This window comes from Lacihabitans sp. CS3-21 (assembly GCF_024343675.1).
Taxonomy (GTDB): Bacteria; Bacteroidota; Bacteroidia; order Cytophagales; family Spirosomataceae; genus Leadbetterella.
The window spans coordinates 168,299-194,302 of record NZ_RJUD01000097.1; the positions used below are offsets into that span (position 1 = coordinate 168,299).

28 protein-coding genes are annotated in these 26,004 nt (G+C 35.4%); 7 read left to right on the forward strand and 21 right to left on the reverse strand.

Features of this window, described 5'->3' with window-relative positions:
* Positions 1 to 101: 101 nt before the first annotated feature.
* The gene (locus EGI24_RS15275) at positions 102 to 1,313 is read right to left on the reverse strand and encodes a bifunctional 3,4-dihydroxy-2-butanone-4-phosphate synthase/GTP cyclohydrolase II (RefSeq protein ID WP_255049343.1); all 1,212 of its coding nucleotides are present in this window, start codon (positions 1,311 to 1,313) and stop codon (positions 102 to 104) included.
* A gap of 55 nt (positions 1,314 to 1,368) precedes the next feature.
* Complete coding sequence (locus EGI24_RS15280) at positions 1,369 to 2,238, reverse strand: hydroxypyruvate isomerase family protein (RefSeq protein WP_255049345.1); 870 nt, start codon at positions 2,236 to 2,238, stop codon at positions 1,369 to 1,371.
* 126 nt (positions 2,239 to 2,364) lie between these two features.
* Here EGI24_RS15280 and EGI24_RS15285 point away from each other — a divergent pair, with 126 nt between their 5' ends.
* Positions 2,365 to 2,916 carry an RNA methyltransferase gene (locus tag EGI24_RS15285; RefSeq protein ID WP_255049346.1) on the forward strand — a complete coding sequence of 184 codons (552 nt, stop codon included), beginning with the start codon at positions 2,365 to 2,367 and terminating at the stop codon, positions 2,914 to 2,916.
* Here the strand turns inward: EGI24_RS15285 and EGI24_RS15290 are convergent.
* From EGI24_RS15290 to EGI24_RS15300, 3 genes are all read right to left on the reverse strand, one after another.
* Positions 2,874 to 5,216, reverse strand: coding sequence for a sialate O-acetylesterase (locus EGI24_RS15290; protein ID WP_255049347.1), 2,343 nt, complete (start codon positions 5,214 to 5,216; stop codon positions 2,874 to 2,876). The genes EGI24_RS15285 and EGI24_RS15290 overlap by 43 nt on opposite strands.
* A gap of 31 nt (positions 5,217 to 5,247) precedes the next feature.
* Complete coding sequence (gene pheS, locus EGI24_RS15295; RefSeq protein ID WP_255049348.1) at positions 5,248 to 6,285, reverse strand: phenylalanine--tRNA ligase subunit alpha; 1,038 nt, start codon at positions 6,283 to 6,285, stop codon at positions 5,248 to 5,250.
* A 439-nt stretch (positions 6,286 to 6,724) separates the two neighbouring features.
* The gene (locus EGI24_RS15300) at positions 6,725 to 7,489 is read right to left on the reverse strand and encodes a M15 family metallopeptidase (RefSeq protein ID WP_255049349.1); all 765 of its coding nucleotides are present in this window, start codon (positions 7,487 to 7,489) and stop codon (positions 6,725 to 6,727) included.
* A gap of 120 nt (positions 7,490 to 7,609) precedes the next feature.
* On the opposite strand from EGI24_RS15300, the gene EGI24_RS15305 reads away from it, so the two are divergent.
* Entirely contained in the window at positions 7,610 to 8,845 is a 1,236-nt protein-coding gene (locus EGI24_RS15305; protein WP_255049350.1) for a nucleoside recognition domain-containing protein, read from the forward strand.
* Here EGI24_RS15305 and EGI24_RS15310 read toward each other — a convergent pair whose 3' ends face one another.
* Entirely contained in the window at positions 8,846 to 9,058 is a 213-nt protein-coding gene (locus EGI24_RS15310) for a hypothetical protein (RefSeq protein ID WP_255049351.1), read from the reverse strand.
* Between the two features lie 175 nt (positions 9,059 to 9,233).
* Here EGI24_RS15310 and EGI24_RS15315 point away from each other — a divergent pair, with 175 nt between their 5' ends.
* Positions 9,234 to 10,367: a hypothetical protein gene (locus tag EGI24_RS15315; protein ID WP_255049352.1), complete on the forward strand. Its 1,134-nt coding sequence runs from the start codon at positions 9,234 to 9,236 to the stop codon at positions 10,365 to 10,367.
* A gap of 31 nt (positions 10,368 to 10,398) precedes the next feature.
* On the opposite strand, the gene accC is transcribed toward EGI24_RS15315, so the two are convergent.
* From accC to EGI24_RS15355, 8 genes are all read right to left on the reverse strand, one after another.
* Positions 10,399 to 11,742, reverse strand: a complete 1,344-nt coding sequence (gene accC, locus EGI24_RS15320; protein WP_255049354.1) for an acetyl-CoA carboxylase biotin carboxylase subunit — start codon at positions 11,740 to 11,742, stop codon at positions 10,399 to 10,401.
* A gap of 26 nt (positions 11,743 to 11,768) precedes the next feature.
* Positions 11,769 to 12,242, reverse strand: coding sequence for an acetyl-CoA carboxylase biotin carboxyl carrier protein (gene accB / locus EGI24_RS15325; protein ID WP_255049358.1), 474 nt, complete (start codon positions 12,240 to 12,242; stop codon positions 11,769 to 11,771).
* Between the two features lie 65 nt (positions 12,243 to 12,307).
* The gene (efp, locus tag EGI24_RS15330) at positions 12,308 to 12,877 is read right to left on the reverse strand and encodes an elongation factor P (protein ID WP_255049359.1); all 570 of its coding nucleotides are present in this window, start codon (positions 12,875 to 12,877) and stop codon (positions 12,308 to 12,310) included.
* 2 nt (positions 12,878 to 12,879) lie between these two features.
* Positions 12,880 to 13,503, reverse strand: coding sequence for a hypothetical protein (locus EGI24_RS15335; protein WP_255049360.1), 624 nt, complete (start codon positions 13,501 to 13,503; stop codon positions 12,880 to 12,882).
* 4 nt (positions 13,504 to 13,507) lie between these two features.
* Entirely contained in the window at positions 13,508 to 14,494 is a 987-nt protein-coding gene (locus tag EGI24_RS15340) for a beta-ketoacyl-ACP synthase III (RefSeq protein ID WP_255049361.1), read from the reverse strand.
* Between the two features lie 33 nt (positions 14,495 to 14,527).
* Positions 14,528 to 15,469, reverse strand: a complete 942-nt coding sequence (plsX, locus tag EGI24_RS15345; protein ID WP_255049365.1) for a phosphate acyltransferase PlsX — start codon at positions 15,467 to 15,469, stop codon at positions 14,528 to 14,530.
* Positions 15,470 to 15,509: 40 nt separating this feature from the next.
* The gene (gene rpmF / locus EGI24_RS15350; protein WP_255049368.1) at positions 15,510 to 15,695 is read right to left on the reverse strand and encodes a 50S ribosomal protein L32; all 186 of its coding nucleotides are present in this window, start codon (positions 15,693 to 15,695) and stop codon (positions 15,510 to 15,512) included.
* Positions 15,696 to 15,720: 25 nt separating this feature from the next.
* Positions 15,721 to 16,260 (reverse strand): DUF177 domain-containing protein, encoded by a 540-nt coding sequence (locus tag EGI24_RS15355; protein WP_255049370.1) that lies wholly within the window; start codon positions 16,258 to 16,260, stop codon positions 15,721 to 15,723.
* Positions 16,261 to 16,406: 146 nt separating this feature from the next.
* Here EGI24_RS15355 and EGI24_RS15360 point away from each other — a divergent pair, with 146 nt between their 5' ends.
* Positions 16,407 to 17,171, forward strand: coding sequence for a type III pantothenate kinase (locus tag EGI24_RS15360; RefSeq protein WP_255049372.1), 765 nt, complete (start codon positions 16,407 to 16,409; stop codon positions 17,169 to 17,171).
* On the opposite strand, the gene nadD is transcribed toward EGI24_RS15360, so the two are convergent.
* The 4 genes from nadD to EGI24_RS15380 form a co-directional block, all read right to left on the reverse strand.
* Positions 17,162 to 17,734 (reverse strand): nicotinate (nicotinamide) nucleotide adenylyltransferase, encoded by a 573-nt coding sequence (gene nadD / locus EGI24_RS15365; protein ID WP_255049373.1) that lies wholly within the window; start codon positions 17,732 to 17,734, stop codon positions 17,162 to 17,164. The two genes, EGI24_RS15360 and nadD, sit on opposite strands and share 10 nt — an antisense overlap.
* Entirely contained in the window at positions 17,734 to 18,339 is a 606-nt protein-coding gene (gmk, locus tag EGI24_RS15370) for a guanylate kinase (protein ID WP_255049374.1), read from the reverse strand. Before gmk ends, nadD begins: the two co-directional genes overlap by 1 nt.
* 64 nt (positions 18,340 to 18,403) lie before the next feature.
* The gene (locus EGI24_RS15375) at positions 18,404 to 18,664 is read right to left on the reverse strand and encodes a hypothetical protein (RefSeq protein ID WP_255049376.1); all 261 of its coding nucleotides are present in this window, start codon (positions 18,662 to 18,664) and stop codon (positions 18,404 to 18,406) included.
* A 95-nt stretch (positions 18,665 to 18,759) separates the two neighbouring features.
* Positions 18,760 to 19,371: a sigma-70 family RNA polymerase sigma factor gene (locus EGI24_RS15380; RefSeq protein ID WP_255035863.1), complete on the reverse strand. Its 612-nt coding sequence runs from the start codon at positions 19,369 to 19,371 to the stop codon at positions 18,760 to 18,762.
* Positions 19,372 to 19,546: 175 nt separating this feature from the next.
* Here EGI24_RS15380 and EGI24_RS15385 point away from each other — a divergent pair, with 175 nt between their 5' ends.
* The 3 genes from EGI24_RS15385 to EGI24_RS15395 are packed head-to-tail and all read left to right on the forward strand — an operon-like array spanning position 19,547 to position 22,473.
* Positions 19,547 to 20,068, forward strand: coding sequence for a DinB family protein (locus EGI24_RS15385; RefSeq protein WP_255049377.1), 522 nt, complete (start codon positions 19,547 to 19,549; stop codon positions 20,066 to 20,068).
* Positions 20,068 to 20,433 (forward strand): DMT family protein, encoded by a 366-nt coding sequence (locus tag EGI24_RS15390; protein ID WP_255049378.1) that lies wholly within the window; start codon positions 20,068 to 20,070, stop codon positions 20,431 to 20,433. Before EGI24_RS15385 ends, EGI24_RS15390 begins: the two co-directional genes overlap by 1 nt.
* A 15-nt stretch (positions 20,434 to 20,448) precedes the next feature.
* A complete protein-coding gene (locus tag EGI24_RS15395; protein WP_255049380.1) occupies positions 20,449 to 22,473 on the forward strand; it encodes a metallophosphoesterase in 2,025 nt (674 codons plus the stop codon).
* Between the two features lie 29 nt (positions 22,474 to 22,502).
* On the opposite strand, the gene serA is transcribed toward EGI24_RS15395, so the two are convergent.
* The 3 genes from serA to EGI24_RS15410 form a co-directional block, all read right to left on the reverse strand.
* Positions 22,503 to 24,407: a phosphoglycerate dehydrogenase gene (gene serA, locus EGI24_RS15400; RefSeq protein ID WP_255049568.1), complete on the reverse strand. Its 1,905-nt coding sequence runs from the start codon at positions 24,405 to 24,407 to the stop codon at positions 22,503 to 22,505.
* A 214-nt stretch (positions 24,408 to 24,621) separates the two neighbouring features.
* A complete protein-coding gene (locus tag EGI24_RS15405; RefSeq protein WP_255049381.1) occupies positions 24,622 to 24,960 on the reverse strand; it encodes a DUF2853 family protein in 339 nt (112 codons plus the stop codon).
* Positions 24,961 to 25,048: 88 nt separating this feature from the next.
* Positions 25,049 to 25,936 (reverse strand): hypothetical protein, encoded by an 888-nt coding sequence (locus EGI24_RS15410; protein WP_255049382.1) that lies wholly within the window; start codon positions 25,934 to 25,936, stop codon positions 25,049 to 25,051.
* Between the last annotated feature and the right edge of the window lie 68 nt (positions 25,937 to 26,004).

Genomic DNA, 26,004 nt, shown 5'->3' on the forward strand with positions numbered 1-26,004 from the left:
TATTTATTAGGATATTCTGCAAGTAACGAAATTTATATTATTAAATTATTTTAATAATATAAAAATTTTAAGCTTTTAATTAAATAAGGACTTTAGAATTATTATTTCATAATAGAATGCCCCATTTTGTCTCGTTTGGTCATCAAATAAGATTCATTGTGGGGATTTGATTCAATCTCAATAGGTACACAATGGACTATTTCTAAACCATAGCCCATTAAGCCAACACGTTTTTTCGGGTTATTAGAAATAAGTTTAATTTTAGAAACACCTAGATTTCTCAGAATTTGTGCTCCCACGCCATAATCTCTTTCGTCTGCACCAAACCCTAATTCTAAGTTGGCTTCCACCGTGTCTCTGCCTTGTTCTTGTAGTTTATATGCTTTCAATTTATTTAATAAACCAATTCCTCGGCCTTCCTGATTCATATAAACTATGACTCCTTTTCCATTTTTTTCTACCATTTCCATGGCTGCGTGAAGCTGAGGGCCACAATCACAACGACAAGAACCAAATATATCACCAGTTACGCAAGAAGAATGCACTCTAACCAGAATAGGTTCATCTGCTTCCCAAGTGCCTTTTACCAAAGCCAAATGTAGCTGATCATTGTTGATTTGTCTGAATGCTATCAATTCGAAATTTCCCCAATTGGTAGGCATATTTACACCAATTTCTCTTTTAATTAAGCTCTCTTTTTCTAGTCGGTAAGCTATTAAGTCTTTGATAGATACCAGCTTGAGATTAAACTTATCAGCCATAACTCTGCATTCAGGGAGGCGGGCCATCGTACCATCTTCATTGAGAATTTCTATCAAAACTCCTGCTGGTTTAAGCCCAGCTAAACGTGCAAAATCTATCGACGCTTCAGTATGTCCAGTTCTTCTTAGTACACCACCATCAGCAGCAATTAATGGGAAAATATGCCCCGGACGACCCAAATCTTCTGGTTTGGTATTGGGATTTACCAATGCTTGAATAGTTTTTGAGCGGTCAGATGCGGAAATTCCAGTGGTGCAACCTTGGCCCAATAAATCTACGGATACAGTGAAGGCGGTTTCGTGTTCCGCTGTGTTTTTTCTGACCATAGGGTCAAGGCCTAACGCTTTACATCTTTCAGAAGTCAGTGGTGCACACATGAGCCCACGTCCTTCTTTTACCATAAAGTTGACAAGCTCTGGAGTGATTTTTTCAGCAGCACAAATAAAATCACCTTCATTTTCTCTATCTTCGTCATCCACTACTATAATAACCTTTCCATTTTTTATTTCCTCTATCGCTTCCTCTATGGAATCCAACCTTATTTGCTGCATATCGTATTTTTTTGCAAAGTTACCGATAAAGATTTAGGAATGAAAACTAAGCTGATTATAGGTCGCACAATTCTACAGCACTTTTAAGAGAGGTCAATTTATCAGCGTTTTTGGGTATGAATTCTTGACCTAAATAGCCTTTATAACCGGTTGCTATGATAGCTTTTATTATGGCAGGGTAATTTAATTCTTGCGTCTGATCTATTTCAGCCCTTCCTGGTACGCCGCCTGTGTGATAATGACCTATGAAATCTTTGTTTTCAGTAATAGTGCGAATAACATCTCCTTCCATTATTTGCATGTGGTAAATGTCGTATAGTAATTTGAAATTCTCAGAATCTAGCATCCTTACAAGTTCTACCCCCCAATCGGTGGTGTCACACATGTAATTTTTGTGGTCTATTTTGCTATTGAGGAGTTCCATTACCAACGTAACTTTCTTTTGTTCAGCATACGGAATTATTTTTGATAAACCCTCCACACAATTATCCAAGCCTTCTTCGTCATTTATTTCTTCATCGCGATTTCCAGAGAAACAAATGATGTTTTTAAAACCTGCCTTTGCCGTTTCATCAATCAGGTATTTATACCATTTGATCAATCCCTCATGGTTTTCAGTTTTATTCCAACCCTTGGTGATACTCCAAATACTGCTGGATATGGAGACCATTGAGCAGTGGATATCATGTTTTTTTAGAATAGGAAACTGTTCAATTGAAATTAAATCAATGGCATTTATACCCATTTTTTTTATGGCAATTGCGAATTCTTCTAAAGGAATAGAACCATAGCACCATTTGCAAACTGAATGTTTAATGTTGCCCTTCAGTGGTACGGGTAACTGGAATTTGTCCATTAAAGGCATTACAAAACTGCCACCTATTATTTTTTTTACAGTTTCTCTCCTTCCCAAGGAATTTTCCATGTTTTAATATTTAGTTTTGTTCCTAAATTTAAGCAAAACCTTTTTATAAAATCAATATTCGATTTATTGATTTTTCATTTAAATGAATAGGTTTGTTGCTATAAACAAACTTTGAAACATTAAATCATGAGTAAACTATCAATGGAAGAGCTGAATAGGCTTACAGTTGATCAATATAAAGAATCTGGAAAGCGTAATTTTTGTTTGGTATTAGACGATATCAGGAGCATGGCCAATGTGGGTTCGATTTTCAGAACTGCAGATTGTTTTCTTGCCTCCAAAATATATTTGTGTGGTATTACTGCACAACCACCTCACCGTGAAATTGAAAAGACTGCTTTAGGTGCCACAGAATCAGTAGATTGGGAATATAGAAATGATGTCTTAGAACTAATAGTTTCTTTAAAAAATGAAGGCTGGAAGATTATTCCTTTAGAACAAGTCCAAAATAGCGTTTTTTTAGATGAATTTGTTCCTCATGAAAATGAAAAATACGCATTTGTTTTAGGCAACGAAGTTTTCGGGGTAAAGCAAGAGGTTATTAATATGGCTGATACTACCATTGAAATACCTCAGTTTGGCACAAAACACTCTTTTAATGTGAGTGTTTCCACAGGAATTTTGCTATGGGATTATTATTCAAAAATCAAAGGGAAAGACCTGGTTAAACCAGAATAATCCAATTTAAGAATACGTTTACCTGATATTCTTTTATAGGATAGATCTATTTCTGTGGGCAACTTTAATGTTTCAAGAATGGTTTCAAATTCCTTTTGTCCTGCATCATTAAATATCGTCACTTTTACATTTTTAAGTTCTTTATTGGAAGCAATTTTTACCTTTCCATCTATTACAGGGTTGGCATAAACACTCAATCCGTAAAGATTATTATCTATTGTCATTGCTTGCTGTGTAGAAATTCCTGATTTGCACTCAAGCACTCTGTTGGTCGAAGTTAAGATGGACCTTACTGCTTTTGTGGCATAAAATCCATTTTTCTCAATAAAAAGGACTGGGTCTACTTGACTTAATAAAAAGTTATTATCAAGAAACCATTCAAACTTTTGAACGGGTTCGAGTTCTATGGCTTTAACCGAAAAAGGCCCATTCTTTTCAATATTTGGCGTTTTGGGATTGGCCAGGAATCTGTATTTTAAGGTATCTGACTCTACCGAAGGACAGTCATAGTTACTAAAAAGGGTAACCTTGATTGGAATAGATTGGTTATTTGCGATACTTAATTCATTCGTTTTTTGTCCAGTACTCCATACTACATCAAAATTTTGTGGGTTGCTTACTTTGAGCGAAATTGTTTTTCCAATACATTCAAATCCATCACTATTTAGCAGTTCTATTCCTGGTTTAGGCGGTGGATTTACAAAAATCGGGTAAAGTTCATTTGACCTTGGTGAAAGGCAACCTTGGCTGCTTCGGTAAGAAGCAAAGTAGGAACTCACTTGGTTAGCTGAAATTTTATTAGAGATAGTTCCATTGTTCCAATTGACCTCATATTTTGAAGGATTTGCTTGGAGCTCAACCGTTTTACCTACGCAACCGACAATGCTAATTACTGGACTGATGATTGGAGCAATTTTAGGAAATACGTTTGGAACATTAATACGATTGGTATAATATAAATTACTAAATCCGTCCCTTAATACAGCACTTATTTCCCCATTATTTGCCTGGATTTGACTTGATGTAGCTCCAGTACTCCATTGATAAGATTGGTAGATTTTGTCAAATTTGAGAGAAATATCACTCTGATTGATACAAGAATATTTTATTTCCGCAATTCCTTTGGGTAAAATAGGATTAATTTGGTTAAAAAACTGGTTTGATAAGGATGCATTCCAAGCATCTGCCAATTGGGATAATCCGTTTACCGAATTGTTGTTTTCGAAATGTGCACCATCTGGTCGGAAAGGCTGAATTTCGTCAGTAGATGGTCCAGCCCAAACATTTTCAATGGTACTTATAACTCTATTTTGTCCGCTAATAATGCTGGGATAATTGCTCCCCTCATACCTTGAAACTCTTGCAACTACCCAAGGTATTTTTTCGCCTGTGTTATTTCTAGATTCCTGAATTAAGTCTCTCAAATTATTAAAATAGGTCAATTCTGAAACTCTAGATATTGCGTCAGATTCACCTTGATGCCAAAGAATTGACCTCACGCCATAAATACTAATAAGTGAGTGTAAGGTTCTTCTAAGGGCATGGTAAGGCATAAATTTCTCAAATTTAACGCCAGTAACAACATGGTAGGTGTCTTTTCCTGAAATTGATGCCAACCAATTCTCCGTAGATGTGCCAGATAATGCAGCATTGTAAAACAAAACTGGGACATTTAATTTTTTTACCAATTGGTCTCCAAGCTCTCCCCAACACCAAGCCGTAAAACCTAATGGTCCGATATTGGTGTTGCTAGAAATATTTGTAAATTTTTCGATACTAAGAAAGTTAGGGAAATTTTGTATCAAAGCAGTGTTGTGATCGTAATAATTTGGCTCAAATGCCAAAACTCGCTCATCGGAGGAACTTTTTGCATTAGAAAACCGCCCGTCTCCTTGTGCATTAGATTGCCCTGCCACTATAAAAACTTCACCTATTCCAACTTTTTCTACGCTGTTGGTAAATGTAACTTGATTATTTAGAATGGCTCTTACCTCTAGTCTATACCAGCCACCTTGTCCCTCTAAAGAGCCTGTAAAGCTCTGTCCATCAATGATATTGTCTATGGTTTTCCACTCAGTCTGCACCCCTTGATTTGCAATACGTGGAACTATTCTTGCTTCAACTCTATCTACATCCTGCTCCAAAGTACCGGTAATAAAAATATTACCAATATTGCTATTGTTTCTCTGAAATACCGATTTTTCGTATGGAATCTTTATGCTAATTTGAGCATTAGAAATCATTATGCCCAATAGGTAGAAGTTGACAATACTAAGAAGATACTTTTTTGGGTTGTACATTTATAAATAAGAGCTGGTTTAGAATTATTTTTTAAAGGCCATCGAATTGTTTTAGAAACCTTACATCATTTTCAAAAAACAATCTTAAGTCGTTGATGCCGTATTTCAACATAGTTATTCTTTCAATACCCATGCCAAAAGCAAATCCTGTGAATTCTTCGGGGTCAATATTGCAATTTTCGAGCACATTTGGGTCAACCATTCCAGAGCCGGCAATTTCTACCCAACCCGAATGTTTACAGATATTACAACCTGCTCCGTGACAAATGAAGCATGAAATGTCGATTTCAGCACTAGGTTCTGTAAATGGAAAATAACTTGGTCGTAGTCTTATTTTCGTATCTTTTCCGAACATTTCTTTGGCAAAATGAAACAAGGTGTCTTTTAAGTCTTTGAAACTTACGTTTTTATCTACGTAAAGACCTTCTACTTGATGAAATTGACAATGAGCTCTTGCCGAAATTGCTTCGTTTCTGTAGACTCTCCCCACCATAATAGATCTAATTGGAGGTTTTTTGTATTCCATTAAACGAATTTGGACGTTAGAAGTGTGTGTTCTAAGCAATAAATCGTCTTTGGTCACTTGATTTTTTTCTACAAAAAATGTATCCTGCATTTCTCTGGCTGGATGGTTCTCTGCAAAATTCAAGGCAGAGAAGTTATACCAATCAGTTTCTATTTCAGGGCCATCTTCCGTATTGAACCCCATTCGAGCAAATATTTCAACTATTTTTCTTCTTACAATCGAGAGTGGGTGTAAACTACCAAGCTGGTTGGGAGTTTCTGGTAAAGTTAAATCCAATATTTGAGATTGTCCTTTGGATAAGCCTACCTGATTTGAGTTTGCCGAAAGTTCAGCATGAATTTCTTCAAGTTTAGTTTTGAGGTTATTGAGGTTTTGACCAATAACCCTTTTTTGATCACTACTTACTTTCTTAAAATCTTCAAATAGTTCATTCAAAACACCTTTGCGACTAAGGTATTTGAGTCTAAAGTCTTCGTGCGTCAATTTTTTTTCAAGTAAAAATTGTTCTACTTCGACAAATATATTCTCTATTTTTTCTATCACTACAATTTACTTTAAACCGCAAATATAATATTTTGTATTCTATTTTGGCGAATATAAAACCCAAGAATATCAATTTTATAAGCGTCTAAGAATTTAGACTAATTAGATTTATTTTTTTTAGGTTTTTAGGAGTACGTATTTCTACGTGTTTTGACAGGGGTAAATACCTGTTTTTTAATAATAGAATGAGTCTAAATTGTTGTTTTTAAGTTGTTTAAATTTGTCAAGTATTTTTGTGCGTTTTTTTTAATGAAAAATTAAATTCTATTTTACGGTAGAATTTTAAAGACAAACAACTCATACCATACTAAATATACAGCAAATATTTACAATAAGCTATTGAAGACTAATGTGACTTATATACACTATCGCCAACTTGGTCCATGCTATTACACAATCCAGTAGTTGGTTGTTTTCCACAACTGATTTACTGGATTTTTTATTTAACGATTTCATAGAGTTCTTTTGCCCTTTTTCTCGAATGGTAGTTAAAGTGCCACCACTCACTAGTAATTGCATCAAATCCTGCATTTTCCATCACAGTTCTTAGCAATTTTCGGTTTGCAATTTGATCTGAAGTGAGTTTGCCTTCCCGCAACATCCTTTCTTCGAGTCGTGGATAGGCCAAGGGTCCAAAATAGTCATACTTTGTACCCATATCTAAAGCCTGATGAGTTGTGAGGTCAACTAGGGTCAAGTCAACGGCACAACCATAGTTGTGAATCGAGCCCTCTTTGGGGTCGGCCACAAAATTCTTCCTATTTTTTGGAGGAATTGTATCCAATTTGTCCCAAAGGATGGTTTGTATGCTATGAGGACGGGCGGCATCGTAAATCAAAAGCCGAAGATTTTGATGCGTTTCTTTTAAACTTTGATTGGCTTTTTTAAGGGCTTCTGCGGGCGGTATTTGTAAGTAAGCATTTTCTAAAATTCCATAAACGTCTTCTCCGAAAAAATTATCCGTAGTGCTGTATTTTAAATCTACCAAAATATCAGCGTCAATTTCTTGAATGTTAACAAGGCCTTGGTTTTGCATTGACTTTTCCAATTCTGAGATTTCAGGCGTATTGACCTTTGTAATTGGTTGGTTTTCTTCCTTTTGGTGTGTTAATTCTTCCTGTTTATTTGCACAACTATTTAAAAATATGGATATTATCATTACACTTGAAACAATGAAATATTTCAAACTGGATTTCCTGTTCATCTAAATTTTTGCTTTTTGTTTTTTTTGTTTCGTAAATATCGCAAAATTTCCAATTGAAAAATTCCTAAATAAAAGATAAAAAAGTAATTTGCTACCTTTGCAAAATAACCCAAATACGGAATGGTTCTTAATTATATATGGATTGGTTTTTTTCTAGTTGCTTTTGTAGTTGCTCTGATTAAGCTGATTTTTTTCGGAGATACAGAAATTTTCAAAATCATCATCGAAGGAATGTTTGATTCGGCTGAATCAGCTGTGATGAAGCTAGCTCTTCCTCTTGCTGGTGTGATGACCTTCTTTCTTGGAATATTAAAATTAGGAGAAGAAGCAGGCGTGATTAGAAGACTTGCGAGAATGATTGCTCCATTTTTTAGTCGATTATTTCCAGACGTTCCAAAGGACCATCCAGCTAATGGACAAATGATTATGAATTTTTCTGCCAATATGTTGGGACTTGATAACGCTGCCACGCCTTTCGGACTCAAGGCCATGCAAAGTTTACAAGAATTGAATCCAAACAAAGATACAGCCTCTAACTCTCAGATCATGTTTATGGTTTTACATAGTGCAGGACCGGTTTTGATTCCTATTTCAATCATGGCTCAAAGAGCTATTTATAAGGCCGCAGACCCATCCGATATTTTCATTCCTGCACTGATTTCCGTATATGTGGCCACGCTCACTGGATTGCTATTTGTTGGAATAAAACAAAGATTAAACTTTTTTGACAAAACGTTAATGGGTTGGTTATTAGGTATAACTGGCTTTATTGGGTTTGTATTGTGGTATTTTTCAAGATTGCCCAAAGAAGAAATAGAGGAGGTTTCTAAGGTGGTAAGTAATCTCGTTTTGATGACTTTTATTTGTGGTTTTGTGGGTGGGGCATTGTACAAAAAAGTTGATATTTTCCCTACATTCATTGAAGGTGCCAAAAGCGGATTTGAAACAGCGGTAAAAGTTATTCCGTATTTGGTGGGTATGTTGGTGGCAATTAGTGCCTTTAGAAATTCGGGAGCACTAGATTATGTGGTGGATTTTCTGAAATGGATTTTTAGTTTTACGGGTATCAATACCGATTTTACGAATGCATTACCTACAGCCTTGATGCATCCATTAAGTGGAAGTGGATCAAGAGCGATGATGATTGAAACGATGGAACAATTTGGAGTGGATTCTTTTGAAGGTAGACTTTCAGGGGTATTCCAAGCGTGTTCAGATACCATTTTGTATATTTTGGCCTTGTATTTTGGCAGTGTAAGTGTCAAACATACCAGATATACTTTAGCCGCAGGTTTATTGGCAGATTTAGCTGGTGTAATTACTGCTATTGTGGTTTCTTATATCTTTTTCCATTGATCAATGTCTTCTGCGGTACCTCTTTCTCATTTCATCTCTCGAGCATGAATTGTTGCTGCAACCCGTGTTGGTAAGGCTTTGAAACAAAAATCCAATGCCCAAAATGTAAAGGAAAATATTGTGCGAAAAATAAACGGCAGCTATTAAAAAAAATAATGAAATGGTCAGATGGCTAGCCCGTAATAATGTCCAGTTTTTTAGAATATTATTCATGAGTTTTCTGTTTGTATATTTTTAACAAATAAAATAGACCAAAGATTTTTTTAGATCTAAAAAATGCTAAAGTATTGTTAATTACGCTCATTTTTTTGAAAATTTGAGGCTTAGATATTAAAATTGCCAAGTATTTATACAAAATAAACCAAACTAATTAATAAAAATGAAAGCCATGAAATTAATTGTATTACTGTTTCCTGTGGTAATGCTTTCTTGTTCTAAATCAGGAAAAAAAGCCTTGGAGTCAGGTGAATATTATCAAGCTGCTCTGCAATCCATCGAAAAACTGAGAAAAGACAGTGACAACGATAAATCACTGGAAGTACTACCCAACGCTTATAAACTGGCTCAGGAAGATCTATTAAGGGATATTTCAAGAGCAAAAATGGCCAACCAACAGTTTAAATATGAAAGGGTAGTAGATGATTATGCCAAATTAAATGAACTGCACGATAGAATAGAGAAATGTAATGCGTGCAGGAAAATCGTTTCGCCGGATTCATACTTTAGAGAATATGAAGATGCTGTAGAGATGGCGGCTTCGGAAAGATATGAATATGCTGATGCATTGCTTCGTAGAGGAACGATTGAGTCCGGTAGAACGGCTTTTGAGAGCTTCAACGAGCTAATAAGGTATGCTCCGAATTATAAAGATGTTAATGCAAAAGCTGAAGAGGCTTTGTTTTTAGGGTCGTATCACGTAGTGGTTGAACAGCCAGGGATAAACTCAAAAATGTATCAGTATAGCAATGATTTTTTTAGAGGAAAAATTGATGAATTTCTTCAGACCAATCGTAGATTGAACAAGTTTATTAGGTTCTATCAGCCAGCCGAAGCAAAGCAGCTCAAATTAAATCCTGATCATGTTGTTAGATTGGAGTTTATAGAGTTTGTAGTAGGAGAGACCAACCTCAAATCTGAAAAAGTAAATGTAACGAGCAATGATAGCGTTAAGACTGGAAGTGCTAAAATAGACGGCAAGAATGTAGATGTATACGGTCTGGTAAATGCTACCGTAACAAGATTTCATAAATCTGTAAGGTCAAGAGGACTTTTGTCGATGGAGATTTATGACTATAAATCTAAAAAAGTTTTACTTAGAGATGAATTACCGGGGGAATTTATTTGGGATAACAAATGGGCGTCATTTAATGGAGACGAAAGGGCACTTTCTAAAATAGACCTCGAAGCGGTAAAGTTTAAAGAGCAAATGCCTCCTCCTCCTCAGCAGATGTTTATAGAGTTTTGCAAACCTATATACGACCAATTCTCTTCTAGAATTAAAAGATTTTATGATAAATATTAAAAAAAAGGTCGAGATTGCTCTCGACCTTTTTTTATAAGTCATCAAAATTGAATGTCTCCAAAAATGAAGTATTGAAATTACCCGACTTAAATTGTTCATCATCCATAAGCTTCAAGTGAAACGGAATGGTGGTTTTTACGCCGTCAATAAAGAATTCTTGTAAAGCTCTCTTCATCCTTACTATTACTTCTTCTCTACTTCTTGCCGTAACAATAAGCTTAGCAATCATAGAGTCATAATTTGGAGGAATGGTGTAACCTGCATATACGTGTGAGTCAACTCTTACACCGTGACCACCTGGTAAATTTATTTGCTTGATTTTACCCGGGCTAGGTCTGAAGTTTTGTGTTGGGTCTTCGGCGTTGATTCTGCATTCCATAGAATACATTTTCGGGAAATAATTGATGCCCGAAATCGGAACTCCAGCCGCAACTTTTATTTGTTCTTTGATAAGGTCAAAATCTGTAACTTCCTCTGTAATAGGGTGTTCTACCTGAATTCTTGTGTTCATTTCCATGAAATAAAACTTTCCATATTTATCAACAAGAAATTCGACTGTTCCAGCACCTTCATATTTTATTGCAGTGGCCCCAGCAATAGCCGCTTTTCCCATTTGTTCTCTAAGTTCATCAGAGACCACAGGCGAAGGGGTTTCTTCCACCAACTTTTGATGCCTTCTTTGAATAGAACAGTCCCTTTCTGAAAGGTGACATACCTTTCCAAATTGATCTCCAACTACTTGTATTTCAATGTGTCTTGGCTCTTCAATATATTTTTCTAGATAAAGGCCATCGTTTCCGAAAGCAGCACCAGATTCCATTTTGGCATCATCCCAGTTTTTTTGAAATTCATCAGAGCTACGAATAATTCTCATGCCTCTTCCTCCACCACCTGCGGTAGCTTTTACGATCACAGGATAGCCCATTTCTTCAGCAAGTTTAATTCCTTGCTCTATGGAATCCAAAAGGCCTTCAGAACCCGGAATGACAGGGACACCTGCTTTTTTCATCGTTTCTTTTGCTGTGGCCTTATCTCCCATTTGGTTGATTTGTTCAGCAGTTGCACCGATAAATTTTATCTTGTAATCTTCACAAATTCTAGAGAATTCAGCGTTTTCTGAAAGGAACCCATAACCAGGGTGTATGGCGTCGGCATTGGTTATTTCTGCAGCAGAAATAATACTGGGAATATTGAGGTAAGATTGCTTGCTTGGAGGTGGTCCAATACAAACAGCTTCGTCAGCAAACCGCACATGAAGACTTTCTTTGTCGGCTGTTGAATATACAGCAACTGTCTTTATGCCCATTTCCTTACATGTACGAATTATACGTAGAGCTATTTCGCCTCTATTGGCAATTAATATTTTTTTAAACATAGCTTTTGGTTTTAAAATGTATGGACTCAAGATGGGTCAACCAAGAAAAGTGGTTGGTCATACTCAACAGGCGTAGAATCGTCTACCAATATTTTTACGATTTTTCCAGAAATCTCAGATTCAATTTCATTGAAAAGCTTCATAGCTTCTAATATGCAAATTACTTTTCCAGAAGTTACTTCGTCACCAATCTCTACAAAGTTTGGTTTGCCAGGTCCAGCAGATCTGTAAAAAGTACCTATCATTGGAGCTTTGATTTCAACCAAATGGCTTGATGCTTCTACAGCAACTGCTGGAGCAGCTAATTCTCTTACAGGAGCAGGAGCACTATCTTGTGCGTGACTCACAACTGATTCAATTACCGGTGCAGATACATAATGGACAGGACTGCCTCCGTTTCTTTTTATCTGTAACTTAAGTTCAGATGTCTCAATGTTTACTTCGCTTAGATCAGATTTCGAAATGAAATCTATAAGTTTTTGAATTTCTCTAGTATCCATAATTTTAAGGTAATGAGGTTATATTGCAAATGTAGCAATAATCGAAACCATTAATTAATATTTTATTATTTCTCTTTTACTCGTGAATCATACTCGTAAGTAGAAGTATTCACTTTGATAAGCTCATCGTTGTTGATAAATAAAGGTACTTTGATAGTTGCACCAGTTTCAACGGTTGCAGGCTTACTTGCATTGGTTGCGGTATCGCCTTTTATTCCTGGCTCGGTGTAAGTAATTCTTAGTTCTACATAAGAAGGCATTTCAACAGAAAGCGGAGTTTCAGTTTCTGAATGAACTAAAATATCTACATTCGAACCTTCCTTCATTAAATCTGCCATAGGTACCATAGCATCACCTAATGAAATTTGCTCAAATGAATCGTTATCCATGAAATTATAGCCAACCTCATCTTTGTATAAAAACTGATAGGGTCTTTTTTCAATTCTTGCCGTTGTAACTTTCTCACCCGCTGTAAAAGTATTGTCTAATACTCTTCCAGTTTTAATGTTTTTGAGTTTAGTCCTTACAAATGCACCACCTTTTCCTGGTTTAACATGTTGAAAATCAACGATAATAAACAAGTCGTTGTTCCATTCCAAACACAAACCATTTCTAAAATCTGCTGTAGTTGCCATTATTATTTTTCTATATTTGTTCTAATACTTATAAAAACTGAATTGTCAGTTATTTTAGAAAACCCTATTTTTTTTGAATTTTCATAAAAATTAAAAACCTCATTTCCCCTGTTAAATCCTGCTTTTAATGAAAATGAATCACTTATGGTATACACCAAGTAAAAAGTGGAGTTAAGGTTGTTTTTGTTCGAAAAAACATGACTAAAGACATTTGTCCTGATTTCGTAATTTTGAGAAGTTTGAATTTTTGTTGAATCAAAACTTTTAGCAAAATTAAAATTAACTATTTCTTGTATCAATCCCAAACCAATATTCTTATAATAAATTTCAGCTCCTATGGGCATATTGATATTAGAAGTAAATAAATTCTTTTTGATATCAAGAGCAGTTTTTCCTGGCCAAATTCCCGATTTTGTAAACTTGCCAGCATACTGAGCTGCAACCAAAAACCGAAAAGGTAAAGTCCTGTTTATTTGGACCATCTCCCCAACAGAAACTGAATAAGTGTTTACACGATTAGAAAGTGTTGAAGAAAAATTCACAGTGTTGAAAGTTCTAATTTCTTGACAAAATCCGTAATTAGTAATAAAAAGGATTAAAGCGATTAAAACTATATTCAGTTTCATACTATCAAATTGCCCACTTTACATAAACAGATCCCCAGGTAAATCCGCCACCAAATGCGGCTAAAATCAAATTGTCTCCTTTACTTATTTGATCTTGATAGTCAAACAAACAAAGTGGAATGGTAGCAGCAGTTGTATTTCCATATTTTTGTATGTTCACCATGATTTTATCTTCCCCAACGCCCATTCTGTTAGCTGTAGCATCTATGATTCTCTTATTGGCCTGATGCGGTACAAGCCATCGAATATCATCGCTGGTGAGATTGTTTTTGTCCATTATGGCTGCCGCAACGTCTGCCATATTGGTTACTGCGAATTTAAATACAGATGGACCTTCTTGGTGAATATAGTGGTAGTGTTTGTCGATTGTTTCATGCGAAGCTGGGTATTTGCTACCGCCACCTTTCATGATGAGATGATTTTCTCCGGTACCGTCCGAATGAAGCATAAAGTCAATTATTCCCTCATTTTCGGTAGTTGGTTCAAGCAAAACTGCTCCAGCACCGTCGCCAAAAAGAACGCAGGTTGTACGATCTGTATAATCTATGATAGACGACATTTTGTCGGCTCCAACCACGATTACTTTTTTGAATCTTCCAGATTCTATAAACTGTGCACCCGTTACTAAAGCGTAAATAAAACCTGAACAGGCTGCAAGAATATCAAAACTACAAATACTCGGAATTCCAACTTGTGTACATACCAAATTGGCAGTAGATGGAAACATATAATCGGGCGTTACTGTTGCCACAATCACTAAGTCTATGTCTTTTGGGTCTGTATTGGTTTTTTCTAGTAAACCTTTAACAGCCTCGGCAGCCATTACAGAAGTACCCTTTCCTTCACCTTTGAGTATCCTTCTTTCTTTAATGCCAGTTCGAGAAGTTATCCACTCATCATTGGTTTCAACTATTTTCTCTAAATCGGCATTGGTAACGACATCCTCAGGTACATACCCGTGAATGCCAGTAATGGCGGCTTTTAAATTCATAGGCTTAATTTCTTAAATAGTTAATTCTAAATATTATAAAAATACTTCCTTTATTTTGTCTACTACATTGGATTCAATTTGTCTTTGAGCCAACAATATCATGTTTTTAATAGCCAATGGAGTAGAAATTCCATGACCAACTATTACATTGCCGTTTACGCCAATAATTGGGCTACCACCTGCAACTTCATAGTTCATTCTGTTAATCAATTGGTCATCGATACCTTGAGTGGCTGCGTATTCGTATAGAGATTCCCCCATTTTGAACATAACGTTACCCGTAAAACCATCAGTAACGATTACATCGGCTTTTCCGTCGAATAGGTCGCGTCCTTCTACATTTCCAATGAAATTGACTTTCTTGTTGTTTTTGAGAAGTTGATAAGCAGCTTGAGCTACCGTATTTCCTTTTTCCTCTTCTTCTCCAATATTCAAAAGACCTACTTTGGGGTTTTCAATATTTAGAGCAAATTTGGCATAAAGACTACCTAATTCTGCAAACTGCATCAGAACCTCTGGTTTGCAATCTGCATTGGCTCCAATGTCTAGCATTAGACTGTAGTTGCCATTTTTAAGAGGGAAATAACCTGCTATGGGCGGCCTTTGGAGGTTACCGATTGTACGAAGGGTAAATAAGGAACCAACCATCATTGCACCAGTATTACCAGCACTACAGAAAGCTGATACTTGTCCTTCTTTTAAAAGTTTAAACCCAACTCCGATAGAAGAATTGGGTTTTTGACTAAATGCTCTTGTAGGATGTTCGTGCATTTCGATGACATCATTGCAGAAAATCATCTCCACAGCACCTTTTCTATACTCGAGGTCATGTAAAACCTCCAGCATGGCATCTTGTTTTCCGATTAAAACAATTTGATAGTTTTCGGGCAATTCAGAAGCCGCCATAATAGCACCTTCAATTACTGCCTTGGGAGCAAAATCTCCTCCCATTGCGTCAACTGCAATTTTCTTCATCGGTTAAAATTATTATGTTAGAAACTAAAAATACTACGTATTAGTTGTAATTTTCTACAACCAATTTTCCTTTGTAGTAAAGGTTTCCTTCGCTTACATGTGCATGATGACGAAGGTGAACTTCGCCTGTTGTAATGTCTACTGACAATTGTTTTGCTGACAATGCGTCATGAGTTCTACGTTTGTCTCTTCTTGTTTTCGAAATCTTCCGCTTTGGATGTGCCATATCTGTCTAAAAATTATTATTACTATTATTCTTCTAAATTTTTCAAGTTCAAAAGTGCTGCCCATCTAGGGTCTGTACTTGTATCTGTTTCAGGTTTTTCAGCGTTGGGGTCAACATAAACTAATATCCCATCCTCATCTTCATCATCTTCAGTTCTAAACTTAGGATGCAAATTTTTCATTGGCACACTAAGTAAAATATAGTCTGAAATCAACTCGGCCACATTTATTTTAGGCGTTCCAAACGGAATCACTTCCATCTCATCGCTCATTTCTTGGGCAGTTTCGCCAAACTTATAAATGTGTGTTTCTTTTATTAAAAATTTCTCTGTAAACTCCTCTAAGCTTCTGTCGCAAATCAATCTTAGGTCTGCATCGATTTCGAAGTGTAATCTCAATAAAGTAGCGGTCTTTTCCAAGATCAAATATACCTTAAAATCTCCACCTTCTACAATGTCCTGATCGAAGTGCTCAAAAAAAGAATTTGAACCTTCAAATTGGTATTCATAGTTTTTGTCTTCTAAACCATGAATGTTAATGTCAAAATCCGAAATTGCTTTGTTCACTTTTTTACAGAAAGGCTGCAAATTTACAGCCTTTTTTTCAGAACAAAAAGTTTTGTTTGAATAAAATACTAGATACTCAATAATTTAAAAGAGTTTTTCCTGTTTTTCATGATTTATTCCTATTTTGCATCAAATAAAACAAGTGTATGATTGTTTTTGACATAGGCAACACCGATACTGTAATTGGTTTTTTTGAGGGAGAAAAAATTATTAATAAGTTAAGAATTAGGTCTTTGAAAAATGAGAATTCTATATATTTTGAGTATAGGATTTTGAACTTTATGTTGGAAAATAACATCGAAAAGAGAGACTTAAATACCGCCGTAATCAGCAGTGTAGTGCCCATTTTGACACCTTTTTTTGTGAATTTTTGTGAAAAATTCTTAATGCTCAAGCCCATAGTGGTAAGTCCGGCCAATTCCGATTTATTAATGGTAAATATCGATATGCCCGAAGAGTTAGGTTCTGATTTATTTGTCAATGCCTTAGCTGCTTTTGACTTGGTTAAGTCAGACTGTTTGGTGGTTGATTTTGGTACAGCTTTGACATTTACAGTAGTAAGTCAAAAGGGTAGGATAGAAGGTGTTACCATACTTCCAGGTATTAAAACTGCCATTAAATCTTTGTTTTCTCAAACCTCATTGTTGCCAGAAGTAAAGCTAGAAAAACCCGATTCTATAATAGGCAAAAACTCTATGCATGCTATTCAATCCGGTATAATTTACGGCTACGAAAGTATGGTTTTGGGTATTGTGAAAAAAATAAAAGAGGAAATTGGTAAACCCATGTTTGTCATAGGAACGGGTGGTCTATCTGCTGTTTTGAAAGATATTTCCGATGAGTTTGACAAAATAGACATGGATCTCACAATTAGAGGGCTGTATTTGTATGGAAAAAAGGCTCAGATATAAAACTTTTTAAGTTTGATATAGGCCTCTACGGGATCTGTGACGAGGTATTTGATATTTTTGTGCTCTTGTAAACGTTTTCTGATATAGGTGGCCGAAATATCGAGTAAAGGAGCTTCTACGAATTTTATTGAATTGTGATGACTATAATTATGCTGGGGTGTATTCGGCCTAGGATAAACGTATATTTTATAAAATTCTAGGATTTTTTCGAAGTTTTTCCAATTTTCAAACTGTACCAAGTTATCTTCTCCCATGATCAAAACAAATTCATGTTCTGGGTATTTATCGGCCAAAACTGTCAGGGTATCAATGGTGTAGCTGGGTTTTGCAAGGCTAAATTCTATATCGCTAACTTTGAGTTTATGGTTGTCGGCTATGGCCCTTTCCACCATGGTGTAGCGGTCAAATTCATGTAATAGAGAGTTGTTTTTTTTGAAAGGATTTTGAGGGGATACGATGAACCAAACTTTTTCGAGGTCAGTGCTGGTTGCCATGGTATTGGCTATGATCAAATGACCAATGTGAATCGGGTTGAATGATCCAAAAAATAGTCCAATTTTCATTAAATATAAACTGGTTTGTTTTCTAACGAAATGATGTCATTGCAAAAATCTTCATAGAGAACTTTGGTTTTTTGATAAGAAGTTTCCAAATCGTCATTGAGCAAAACTACGTCGAATTGGTCTTGAAAAGCCATTTCAAATTTTACCTTATAAAGTCTTTTAGATAGGCTTTCTTCAGTTTCTGTGCCTCTACCCACCAATCTTTTTTCAAGTTCTTCCATAGAGGGTACTTTTACGAAAATAGCTATCGCGGTATCTCCAAAGTACTCTTTTAGCTTTAGTCCACCTTTTACGTCTACATCAAAAATTACGTTTTTTCCCGAGTTCCAAAGTCTTTCAATTTCGGTTTTTAGGGTTCCGTAGTATCCTCCAGGGTAAACTTCTTCCCATTCTACAAACTCTTTATTTTTTATTTTTTCTTTAAATTCATCAATAGATAGAAAATAATAATCTTTTCCGTGAATTTCATTTCTACCCCTTCTGTCTCGTGTGCAGGCTGAAATTGAAAACCCCAAGTTGTCGTGTGTATCTAGAAGATGTTTGACTAAAGTGGTCTTACCTGAGCCTGAAGGTGCACAAAATATTATTGCCTTGCCTTTTTTCATAATAAAATAAAAAAGCCACTGAAAAGCTGAGTTTTCAGTGGATAATTATAATGGTAAATGATTTTTATGATAAAAATATCTCTTGAATAACTTTAAGTTTGATTAAAAAACCACCTAAAAGCAAAAGGCCAATTCCTATTTTGGCTTTTAATTGATCAACCGTGTTCTGTGGACAGCACTTTTTTTCAACTTTGGTTTGTAAGCAATCTTTTATTGATTTTTCTAACTGATATCCGTCAAAACATGGTTTACATACATCTATGTTTGATTTGAAATGCTCGATTTCTTCTTTTGAAGCAGAACCATCTAAAACTGCTTGAATCATCTTCATGCATTTTTCATGATTTTCACACTCTTCTTTCATCAACACATTACTGGAGCATTCAGCCATCCTAAAAAAAGTTTAAAATATTTTACTAGTTAACGTAATTCCTTGTAGCCCATAGACTTTGCATAAGAACGTAATTTCTCCTTCAATAAGTTCCTTGCCCTGTGTAATCTTGATCTTACTGTACCAATGGGTATGTCTAATATCTTAGCCATTTCTTCGTAAGTAAAGCCTTCAATGTCGCAAAGAATAATTACAGTTCTAAAATCTACAGGTAAGCCATTAAGAGCCATGGCAACCTCGTCGCCAATCATGTCTTGTACTGCCTCAATCCTCAAATCTGAAGTGCTCTCAAATTCAGCGTCTTCAGTAGAGTTGTATACAGTTTCAACTTCCTGATAGTCTACTTTTGATGGTTCTTTGCTTTTTTTGCGGTAGTCGTTAATGAAACTATTTTTGAGGATACGGAACAACCAGGCTTTAGCGTTGGTGCCTTCCTGAAACGAATTAATGAATCTAAACGCCTTCATGTAGGTGTCTTGTACTAAATCGTTGGCATCGTCCTCGTCGTTGGTGAGTCTAAAGGCAAAGTTATACATGGAGTCTATGTGGGGCATAAATTCCTTATCAAAAATTCGATACTTTTCGGTTTCCGAATATCGTGGCTTACTTTCTACAAATTCTTCTTCTTCTTCGAACTCCATGCCTTAATTGCGTTTGTGCAAAATTACCTTATTTTTTTAATTTTTGTACAAGTTAGTGGCTATTGCTACAAAAATTTTAAAATAGTGATTAATGGACAAAATTCATAAAGATTGGTAGATTTCAAGTGGTGAATTTATTTTTTAATTACTTTTGTAGGTAAATATTATCTACAAAATGACTAGAAATCAGATCGGTGACTTACCAAATTTTTTCGATAGATACATACTGTTATCTGCCGAAAATCAAGAATTGTTAGAGGGCTTAGAGGGTTTTGCTCCTGAGAAACTTTTTAGTGATTTAGAAAAATATAATGCCATTGGGGATAAAATATACGCCCCCGGAAAGTGGTCTATTAAGGATATATTGCAGCACTGTATTGATACAGAGCGGATAATGTCCTATAGGGCATTGTGTTTTGCTAGAAATGATGATAACGTACTTCCTGGATTTGAGGAAGGATTATATGCTAATAATACGCATCTGGAAACCCGAACCATTGAAAGTTTGATAGAAGAGTTTTCGGTTTTGAGGAAATCTACCATCCTTTTGTTTTCGTCCATGGATAAAACTATGTTGCTAAGAAAAGGAACAGCCAATATGACACGAATTTCTCCTTTATCATTGGGCTTCGTAATTATTGGTCATGCCAAACACCATGAAAATATAATTAAAGAGAGGTATTATTCTTTAGGTTGATGAGAAGTTTCTGGGTGATTGTGCTACTAATTGCTTCAAATACGTTTATGACCTTTGCTTGGTATGGTCATTTGAAGTTTGCCGAATGGAAATGGTTTAATAAGCTCGGATTGGTTGGGATAGTGCTGGTGAGTTGGGGCTTGGCTTTTTTTGAATATATGCTTCAAGTACCCGCTAACAAATATGGTTATAAAAATAATGGAGGCAACTTTAGTCTCATTCAACTGAAAGTAATTCAGGAAGTTATTACGCTCTTGGTTTTTATTATTTTTTCGGTGCTTTTTTTCAAGAACGAATCATTACATTGGAACCATTATTTGGCTTTTGTGTTTTTAATTATTGCTGTTTACCTAGTATTTCTATAAAATATAACCTACATTTTGAACAAATTACTGCTTTTCCTGACCATTCTTTTTACAGGGTATTTTAGCTTTAGTCAATCCCTCACCAGGGGACCATTTTTGCAGATGGGATATCACGATGCAATGACGGTCAGATGGACTACATCAGTAGTTGGTGTGGGTAAAATTAAATTCGGCGAGTCATTTTCAAACAAAAACAAATCGGTCAGTTTGCCTTTGGAAACGCTGTCTCATGAAGTAAGGGTGACCAATCTTAAACCGAGAACAAAATATTACTACAGTATTTACCATAATGAGATTTTGCTTCAAGGCGATACCTCAAATTACTTTATTACCTCTCCTTTGCCTGGAAATTCATCAGAACCCGTTAGGATGGTTGCATTTGGAGACTGTGGAACTTTACAGCCTGCTCAAGTTGAAGTTGCCAAGCGAGTTTCTGAATATTTTGGTGGAAAGCCGATAGATGGAATGTTATTATTGGGAGATAATGCTTATGATTATGGCTTTGATAGAGAATATCAATCCAGTTTTTTTAACATTTATCAAAATTTCTTTCTTAAAAATACTGTGCTTTGGCCAAGCCCAGGGAATCACGATTATTCAGATAGAACTTGGCCAAATGATATTGGAGAGCGGCCAGATTACTACAAAATTTTTAGTTTGCCTACCAAAGGCGAATCTGGTGGTATTGCTTCAGGAAATGCGGCTTATTATTCTTATGATTACGCCAATGTGCATTTTGTTTCATTAGACTCCTATGGTGTCGAAGATTCAAAAAAAATGGCTGACACACTAAGTAGACAAGTGCAATGGTTAAAAAAAGACTTAGCCGCAAATAAACTCCCTTGGACAGTTGTGTATTTTCATCATCCTCCATACACAAAAGGTTCACATGATTCTGATACAGAGTTAGATTTAGTTGCAATTCGTGAGAATTTGGTAAAAGTATTAGACTATTATAAAGTTGACGTGGTTTTAAATGGCCATAGTCACAACTATGAGCGGTCTTTTATGTTAAATAAGTATTACGCAAATGAAACCAGTTTTAATGTAAACACGCATGCTACAAGTAACTCAACTGGCAAATATGACGGATCTCCAAGTTCTTGTCCATACATAAAATCGGGTTCTGGAACTGTTTATGTAGTTGCGGGTGCTTCCGGTTGGGTAGGGGGAACTAAACCGGGCTATCCTCATAATGCGATGGTAACTTCAAATTCTGAAACAACTGGAGCTATGGTTCTAGAGGTAAATGATAATAAATTTGTAGCTAAGTATTTAACCGCCAACGGAACTATCTTTGACCAATTTACAATATTTAAAGATGTTAATAAAAAACATCAAAAAACCATTGAATGCGGTGAAATTGTAACCTTTGGGAGTTCTTGGAAAGGTGATATACAAAGTGCCGTAGGAAAAGTAGAAAATGGTTTATTGAAAATCGATAGTTTAAACAAGAGCGTCCAATTTACAATTTCTGATAAAAAGAATTGTTTGCATGATACCATCCAAGTTAATGTTAATCCTTATAAAATACCGAAGGCAAGTTCTAATTCCCCAATTTTGGAATCTGAAACTTTACTATTAGATGGGAAATTTGATGGAAAAGGTCTTTTGAGTTGGAAAGGACCTGATAACTTTATGGCCAATGGTGAAAAACAGCGTATTGAAAAAGTAAACCTAAATAAAGGGGGTAAGTATTTTTTGAGGGCAAATTATAAAAACTGCTTTTCACAAGACAGTGTTGATGTTATGATTTTGAAAATATTGGCCAATGAAAAGCCCAACTCTGAGCTTGTTAGGGTTAGCCCAAATCCGAGCGAAGGCATATTTGAATTAGAGGTCAATGTTACCCAAGAAGGATATTATGAGTGTTTTTTGGTAGATGTTAAGGGTAGAGTTTTAAATAACTATGACACTGAAAAGTTACAGATGGGTCTTAAGAATTTTGTGTTGGATTTGTCAAATAAAGAAAGTGGCCTCTATTATTTTGTATTAAGAAATAGCCAAGAAATCATTTCTGCCAAATTATTAAAAAAATAGCCCCGAAACTTTCGAGGCTATTTCTGTAATTAAAATAACATTCTGAATTTTATCGTCTCTTCTATTCCTTTTATGTCTTGTACAAATTCCCTAGAATAAGACTTTTCTATATCTACAATTACATACCCCAGCGTTTCATCAGTTTTTAAATATTGACCTGTGATATTGATATTATGTTTGGCAAATATATTGTTTAGCTTAGCCAAAATACCCGGTACATTTTTGTGGACATGTAACAATCTATGCGAGTTTTGTAACAACGGAAGCGTCAACTCAGGGAAATTTACACTTCCTGTGGTACTGCCATTGTTTATGTATTCTAGCAATCTTTCTGGAACATAAGTACCTATTCCTTGTTGGGCTTCTTCGGTGCTTCCACCAATGTGTGGAGTAAGAATGACATTGTCTAGGCCCATAAGTTCAGAAACAAATGGGTCATTGTTGGTTTTGGGTTCTTCTGGGAAAACATCCACACCAGCTCCATGTATTTTGCCGTTTTTTATAGCATTCACCAAGGCTGGAATTTCCACCACCGAGCCTCTAGAAAGGTTAAGGAATATTACGCCATCTTTCATTTGGGCAAATTCTTTTTCCCCAATAAGATGGGTATTTTCTTTCCTGCCATCTATGTGCATACTCACTACATCGGCTATTCTGAATACTTCTTCCATTGAGCGGCATTTTTTTGCATTGCCGATGGGCATTTTATCTACTAAGTCGTAAAAATAAATCTCCATGCCAAGTGCTTCTCCTATAACCGAGAGTTGCGTTCCGATATGACCATAGCCAATCATTCCCAATTTCTTGCCTCTCACCTCAAAACTATGATTGGCAGATTTGTCCCAAATACCTTTGTGCATACCTGAGCTTTTCGGGAAAACTTTGCGAATTAACATTACCATCTCACCGATTACCAATTCGACAACCGATCTAGTATTGCTATAAGGAGCATTAAAAACCGCTATACCTCTTTCACTGGCAGTTTTTATGTCTATTTGGTTAGTACCTATGCAAAAAGCACCGATGGCCAATAATTTGTCAGCGTTTTCGAGTACTTTTTTTGTTAGTGTAGTTTTGGATCTTATACCGATTATTGAGACGTCTTTTATTTTTTCGATAAGCTCATCTTCATCCATAGCACCTTTGTGAAACTCCACATCAAATCCTTGACTTTCGAATGCTTCGACAGCTGCCGGGTGAACATTTTCGAGTAAAAGTACTTTAATTAAGCTTTTTGGATAAGATTGACCTCTAGGAAGCTGATTGTAAAACAAAAACTCATCAAGTGACTTTATCGTAAAATCTGCTACATCTACCACTTTTTGTCTTTCTACATTCTCGACAAATGCATAAAACCTATCAGCCAGACCATGTTGTTTTATTTCGTAGTCGGTGAACCCATCACCTATTACTGAAACATGTGCATCAAGATTCAAGGATTTTACAAGTTCTATCTTGCCACCAGTTTGCGAAAGTACATTGGAATTGTCCACACCAATGATATCGCCATGGTCGTCGTAAATGAATGTGTTGGCGTAAACATTTTCTGCTTTAAGGCCTAAATAACTAACAACAGGAATTATGAAATCTTTGAAGCCGCTCGAAACCACCAATATTTGGTCGGCATATTCTTGCAAGAATTTTTTATTTCTTTCAAACGATTCAGAGATGTTTTCTAGAAGAAATTCAACCAAAGCATCAACATGCTTTTTGTTTGCATTCAGCAGAGACATTCGTTTGGAGAGAGATTCTGAAAGAGATAATTCTCCATTCATTCCTGCATCGGTCAGCTCTTTTATTTGTTGTACCACCTTTGTTCCATCAGAGCTATGGGCAAGAGCGATTGCTGCTAGTTGATCTAAGCCTTCAACTTTGGTAATGGTGCTATCAAAATCGATTATAAAGATTTTCTTTTCCTTGATTGCGGTCACAATTTTTTGTTATTTTATTGTATTTGCAAATTTAACAATTTGACTTTTGGTTTCATTTCGTTTTATTAGAAAAGTATTTCTTTTTATGTAAATAGTGCAATAAAATTTTGTTTATGTCCTTAAAAGACAAATTATTAGTTGGTCAAAGGCCTTAAATGCAAAAGGAGTTTGAAGACATCTCCAAACTCCCTAAAAGTTTCTTTGAAAAAACAATCCATCAAATAAACATACTTTCTTTTCCAAATTTTTTGGCCAATAAAGCATAAACTACTGCTCTTTGCTTATTTTTATTGCTTGAACCTAATTGTTCTAAAACTTCAGCAATAGCGGCATCCAAAGCTGGACTATCATCTAAACCAAGTTTTTTAATTAAAAAATTGTTTTTTACTGTTTCAATTTCTTTGCTGTCTGAACCAGAAACCTTTGAAGAGTCTGCGTTGTAAATAGATGGACCAAGTGCCTTTGCTACACCTGTTAATAGTGCTTCATCAAGACCCAAACCAAGCTCTGAGCTTTGGCTTTTATAAAGTTCAACACATTCGTTAAATTTACTCATTGTTTAATAATTAAAGAGGTTAATATTTGATCTAAAATTAAGTTTTTTTTATTTACGCTCAAAGAAATATTTTTTTTATTTAAGTAGTTTAATCTACCCTGCTTTTATATTGATAATATTTTGGGGAATTGAATTTTGCTTGTAGCCCAAATAAAATCGAAATAGGTTTTTCATAATTCCCAAATTCTTTGAAATTGCCGTCAACATAAGTAAACGAAAACTGATTGTTTAAATATTTACTGTTTCTGAAATAAGCCTTTCCAAATACAGATATTTCTAATCTTTCTGAAACTTTCCCTCTAACTTCTGTCAAGAATTCAAATGCTAAGGGTTGATTGGAGGATGCAATTCTAAAATTGAGAGAAGTATAATCTCGCGGCTCAGGAATTGGTCTTTGCCCAAATGTTATTTTACCTTCCTCTATTGGCTTATTATTGCTTTTGATTAAATACGAAACACCAAAGCCAATGTTTATAAATGCGTTCCTGCTGACTTTATCCAAGGTTAATATTTTTTTCTTAACTCTGAATGGTGCATAGTATTGTTCTATTTCATTGGTAAAAACCAAAGGTGTTCTACTAAGTTCCAAAAAGCTGGTTTTGAGTCGGTTGTTGGATTTTGTAATTCCGAATTCATAAATCCAATTGTCATTTCGATTTTGTCCTAAAGCGATTTCCCAAAAACCGTTAGCGGGTGCTTCGAAACTAGCAGCAGAAGGTGAAATTCCATTTTGTTGGATGAATGGCTTTCTAATTCCGGCAGATGCGGATAAGAAGTAAGTTATGGTAAAAGCATCTAAGTTAGGCATTACAATCATTTCATGGTTTTGCTTTCGGTTTTTTGGAAGTTGATAATAAGGAGTTTCTTGTGAGAAGCTTAAAATCGTTGTGAAAGTAAACATGATAATCCACATTAACATGGCCTTGAAAGATTTCAAGTCCTTTGATTTATTTTGAATAAAATAACTTTTTATCATATCTTAAAATTACCTCTTTTTTTATTTTGGTCAAATAGAATAAAATATTATTTTTGCAAAAAAAAGAT

What these genes read in the sequence shown, in the direction of transcription:
- nadD (WP_255049373.1), bottom strand. Translation starts at nt 17,734, where the DNA reads ATGAAAATTGGACTATTTTTTGGATCATTCAACCCGATTCACATTGGT.
- gmk (WP_255049374.1), bottom strand. Translation starts at nt 18,339, where the DNA reads ATGAAAAAAGGCAAGGCAATAATATTTTGTGCACCTTCAGGCTCAGGT.
- EGI24_RS15410 (WP_255049382.1), bottom strand. Translation starts at nt 25,936, where the DNA reads ATGATAAAAAGTTATTTTATTCAAAATAAATCAAAGGACTTGAAATCT.
- EGI24_RS15375 (WP_255049376.1), bottom strand. Translation starts at nt 18,664, where the DNA reads ATGATTCAAGCAGTTTTAGATGGTTCTGCTTCAAAAGAAGAAATCGAG.
- EGI24_RS15340 (WP_255049361.1), bottom strand. Translation starts at nt 14,494, where the DNA reads ATGAATTTAAAAGCCGCCATTACTGGCATTCACGGGTATGTACCTGAG.
- EGI24_RS15315 (WP_255049352.1), top strand. Translation starts at nt 9,234, where the DNA reads ATGAAATTAATTGTATTACTGTTTCCTGTGGTAATGCTTTCTTGTTCT.
- accB (WP_255049358.1), bottom strand. Translation starts at nt 12,242, where the DNA reads ATGGATACTAGAGAAATTCAAAAACTTATAGATTTCATTTCGAAATCT.
- accC (WP_255049354.1), bottom strand. Translation starts at nt 11,742, where the DNA reads ATGTTTAAAAAAATATTAATTGCCAATAGAGGCGAAATAGCTCTACGT.
- rpmF (WP_255049368.1), bottom strand. Translation starts at nt 15,695, where the DNA reads ATGGCACATCCAAAGCGGAAGATTTCGAAAACAAGAAGAGACAAACGT.
- EGI24_RS15380 (WP_255035863.1), bottom strand. Translation starts at nt 19,371, where the DNA reads ATGGAGTTCGAAGAAGAAGAAGAATTTGTAGAAAGTAAGCCACGATAT.
- EGI24_RS15275 (WP_255049343.1), bottom strand. Translation starts at nt 1,313, where the DNA reads ATGCAGCAAATAAGGTTGGATTCCATAGAGGAAGCGATAGAGGAAATA.
- plsX (WP_255049365.1), bottom strand. Translation starts at nt 15,469, where the DNA reads ATGAAGAAAATTGCAGTTGACGCAATGGGAGGAGATTTTGCTCCCAAG.
- EGI24_RS15305 (WP_255049350.1), top strand. Translation starts at nt 7,610, where the DNA reads ATGGTTCTTAATTATATATGGATTGGTTTTTTTCTAGTTGCTTTTGTA.
- EGI24_RS15285 (WP_255049346.1), top strand. Translation starts at nt 2,365, where the DNA reads ATGAGTAAACTATCAATGGAAGAGCTGAATAGGCTTACAGTTGATCAA.
- EGI24_RS15360 (WP_255049372.1), top strand. Translation starts at nt 16,407, where the DNA reads ATGATTGTTTTTGACATAGGCAACACCGATACTGTAATTGGTTTTTTT.
- efp (WP_255049359.1), bottom strand. Translation starts at nt 12,877, where the DNA reads ATGGCAACTACAGCAGATTTTAGAAATGGTTTGTGTTTGGAATGGAAC.
- EGI24_RS15300 (WP_255049349.1), bottom strand. Translation starts at nt 7,489, where the DNA reads ATGAACAGGAAATCCAGTTTGAAATATTTCATTGTTTCAAGTGTAATG.
- EGI24_RS15385 (WP_255049377.1), top strand. Translation starts at nt 19,547, where the DNA reads ATGACTAGAAATCAGATCGGTGACTTACCAAATTTTTTCGATAGATAC.
- EGI24_RS15335 (WP_255049360.1), bottom strand. Translation starts at nt 13,503, where the DNA reads ATGAAACTGAATATAGTTTTAATCGCTTTAATCCTTTTTATTACTAAT.
- EGI24_RS15290 (WP_255049347.1), bottom strand. Translation starts at nt 5,216, where the DNA reads ATGTACAACCCAAAAAAGTATCTTCTTAGTATTGTCAACTTCTACCTA.
- EGI24_RS15390 (WP_255049378.1), top strand. Translation starts at nt 20,068, where the DNA reads ATGAGAAGTTTCTGGGTGATTGTGCTACTAATTGCTTCAAATACGTTT.
- EGI24_RS15405 (WP_255049381.1), bottom strand. Translation starts at nt 24,960, where the DNA reads ATGAGTAAATTTAACGAATGTGTTGAACTTTATAAAAGCCAAAGCTCA.
- EGI24_RS15310 (WP_255049351.1), bottom strand. Translation starts at nt 9,058, where the DNA reads ATGAATAATATTCTAAAAAACTGGACATTATTACGGGCTAGCCATCTG.
- EGI24_RS15280 (WP_255049345.1), bottom strand. Translation starts at nt 2,238, where the DNA reads ATGGAAAATTCCTTGGGAAGGAGAGAAACTGTAAAAAAAATAATAGGT.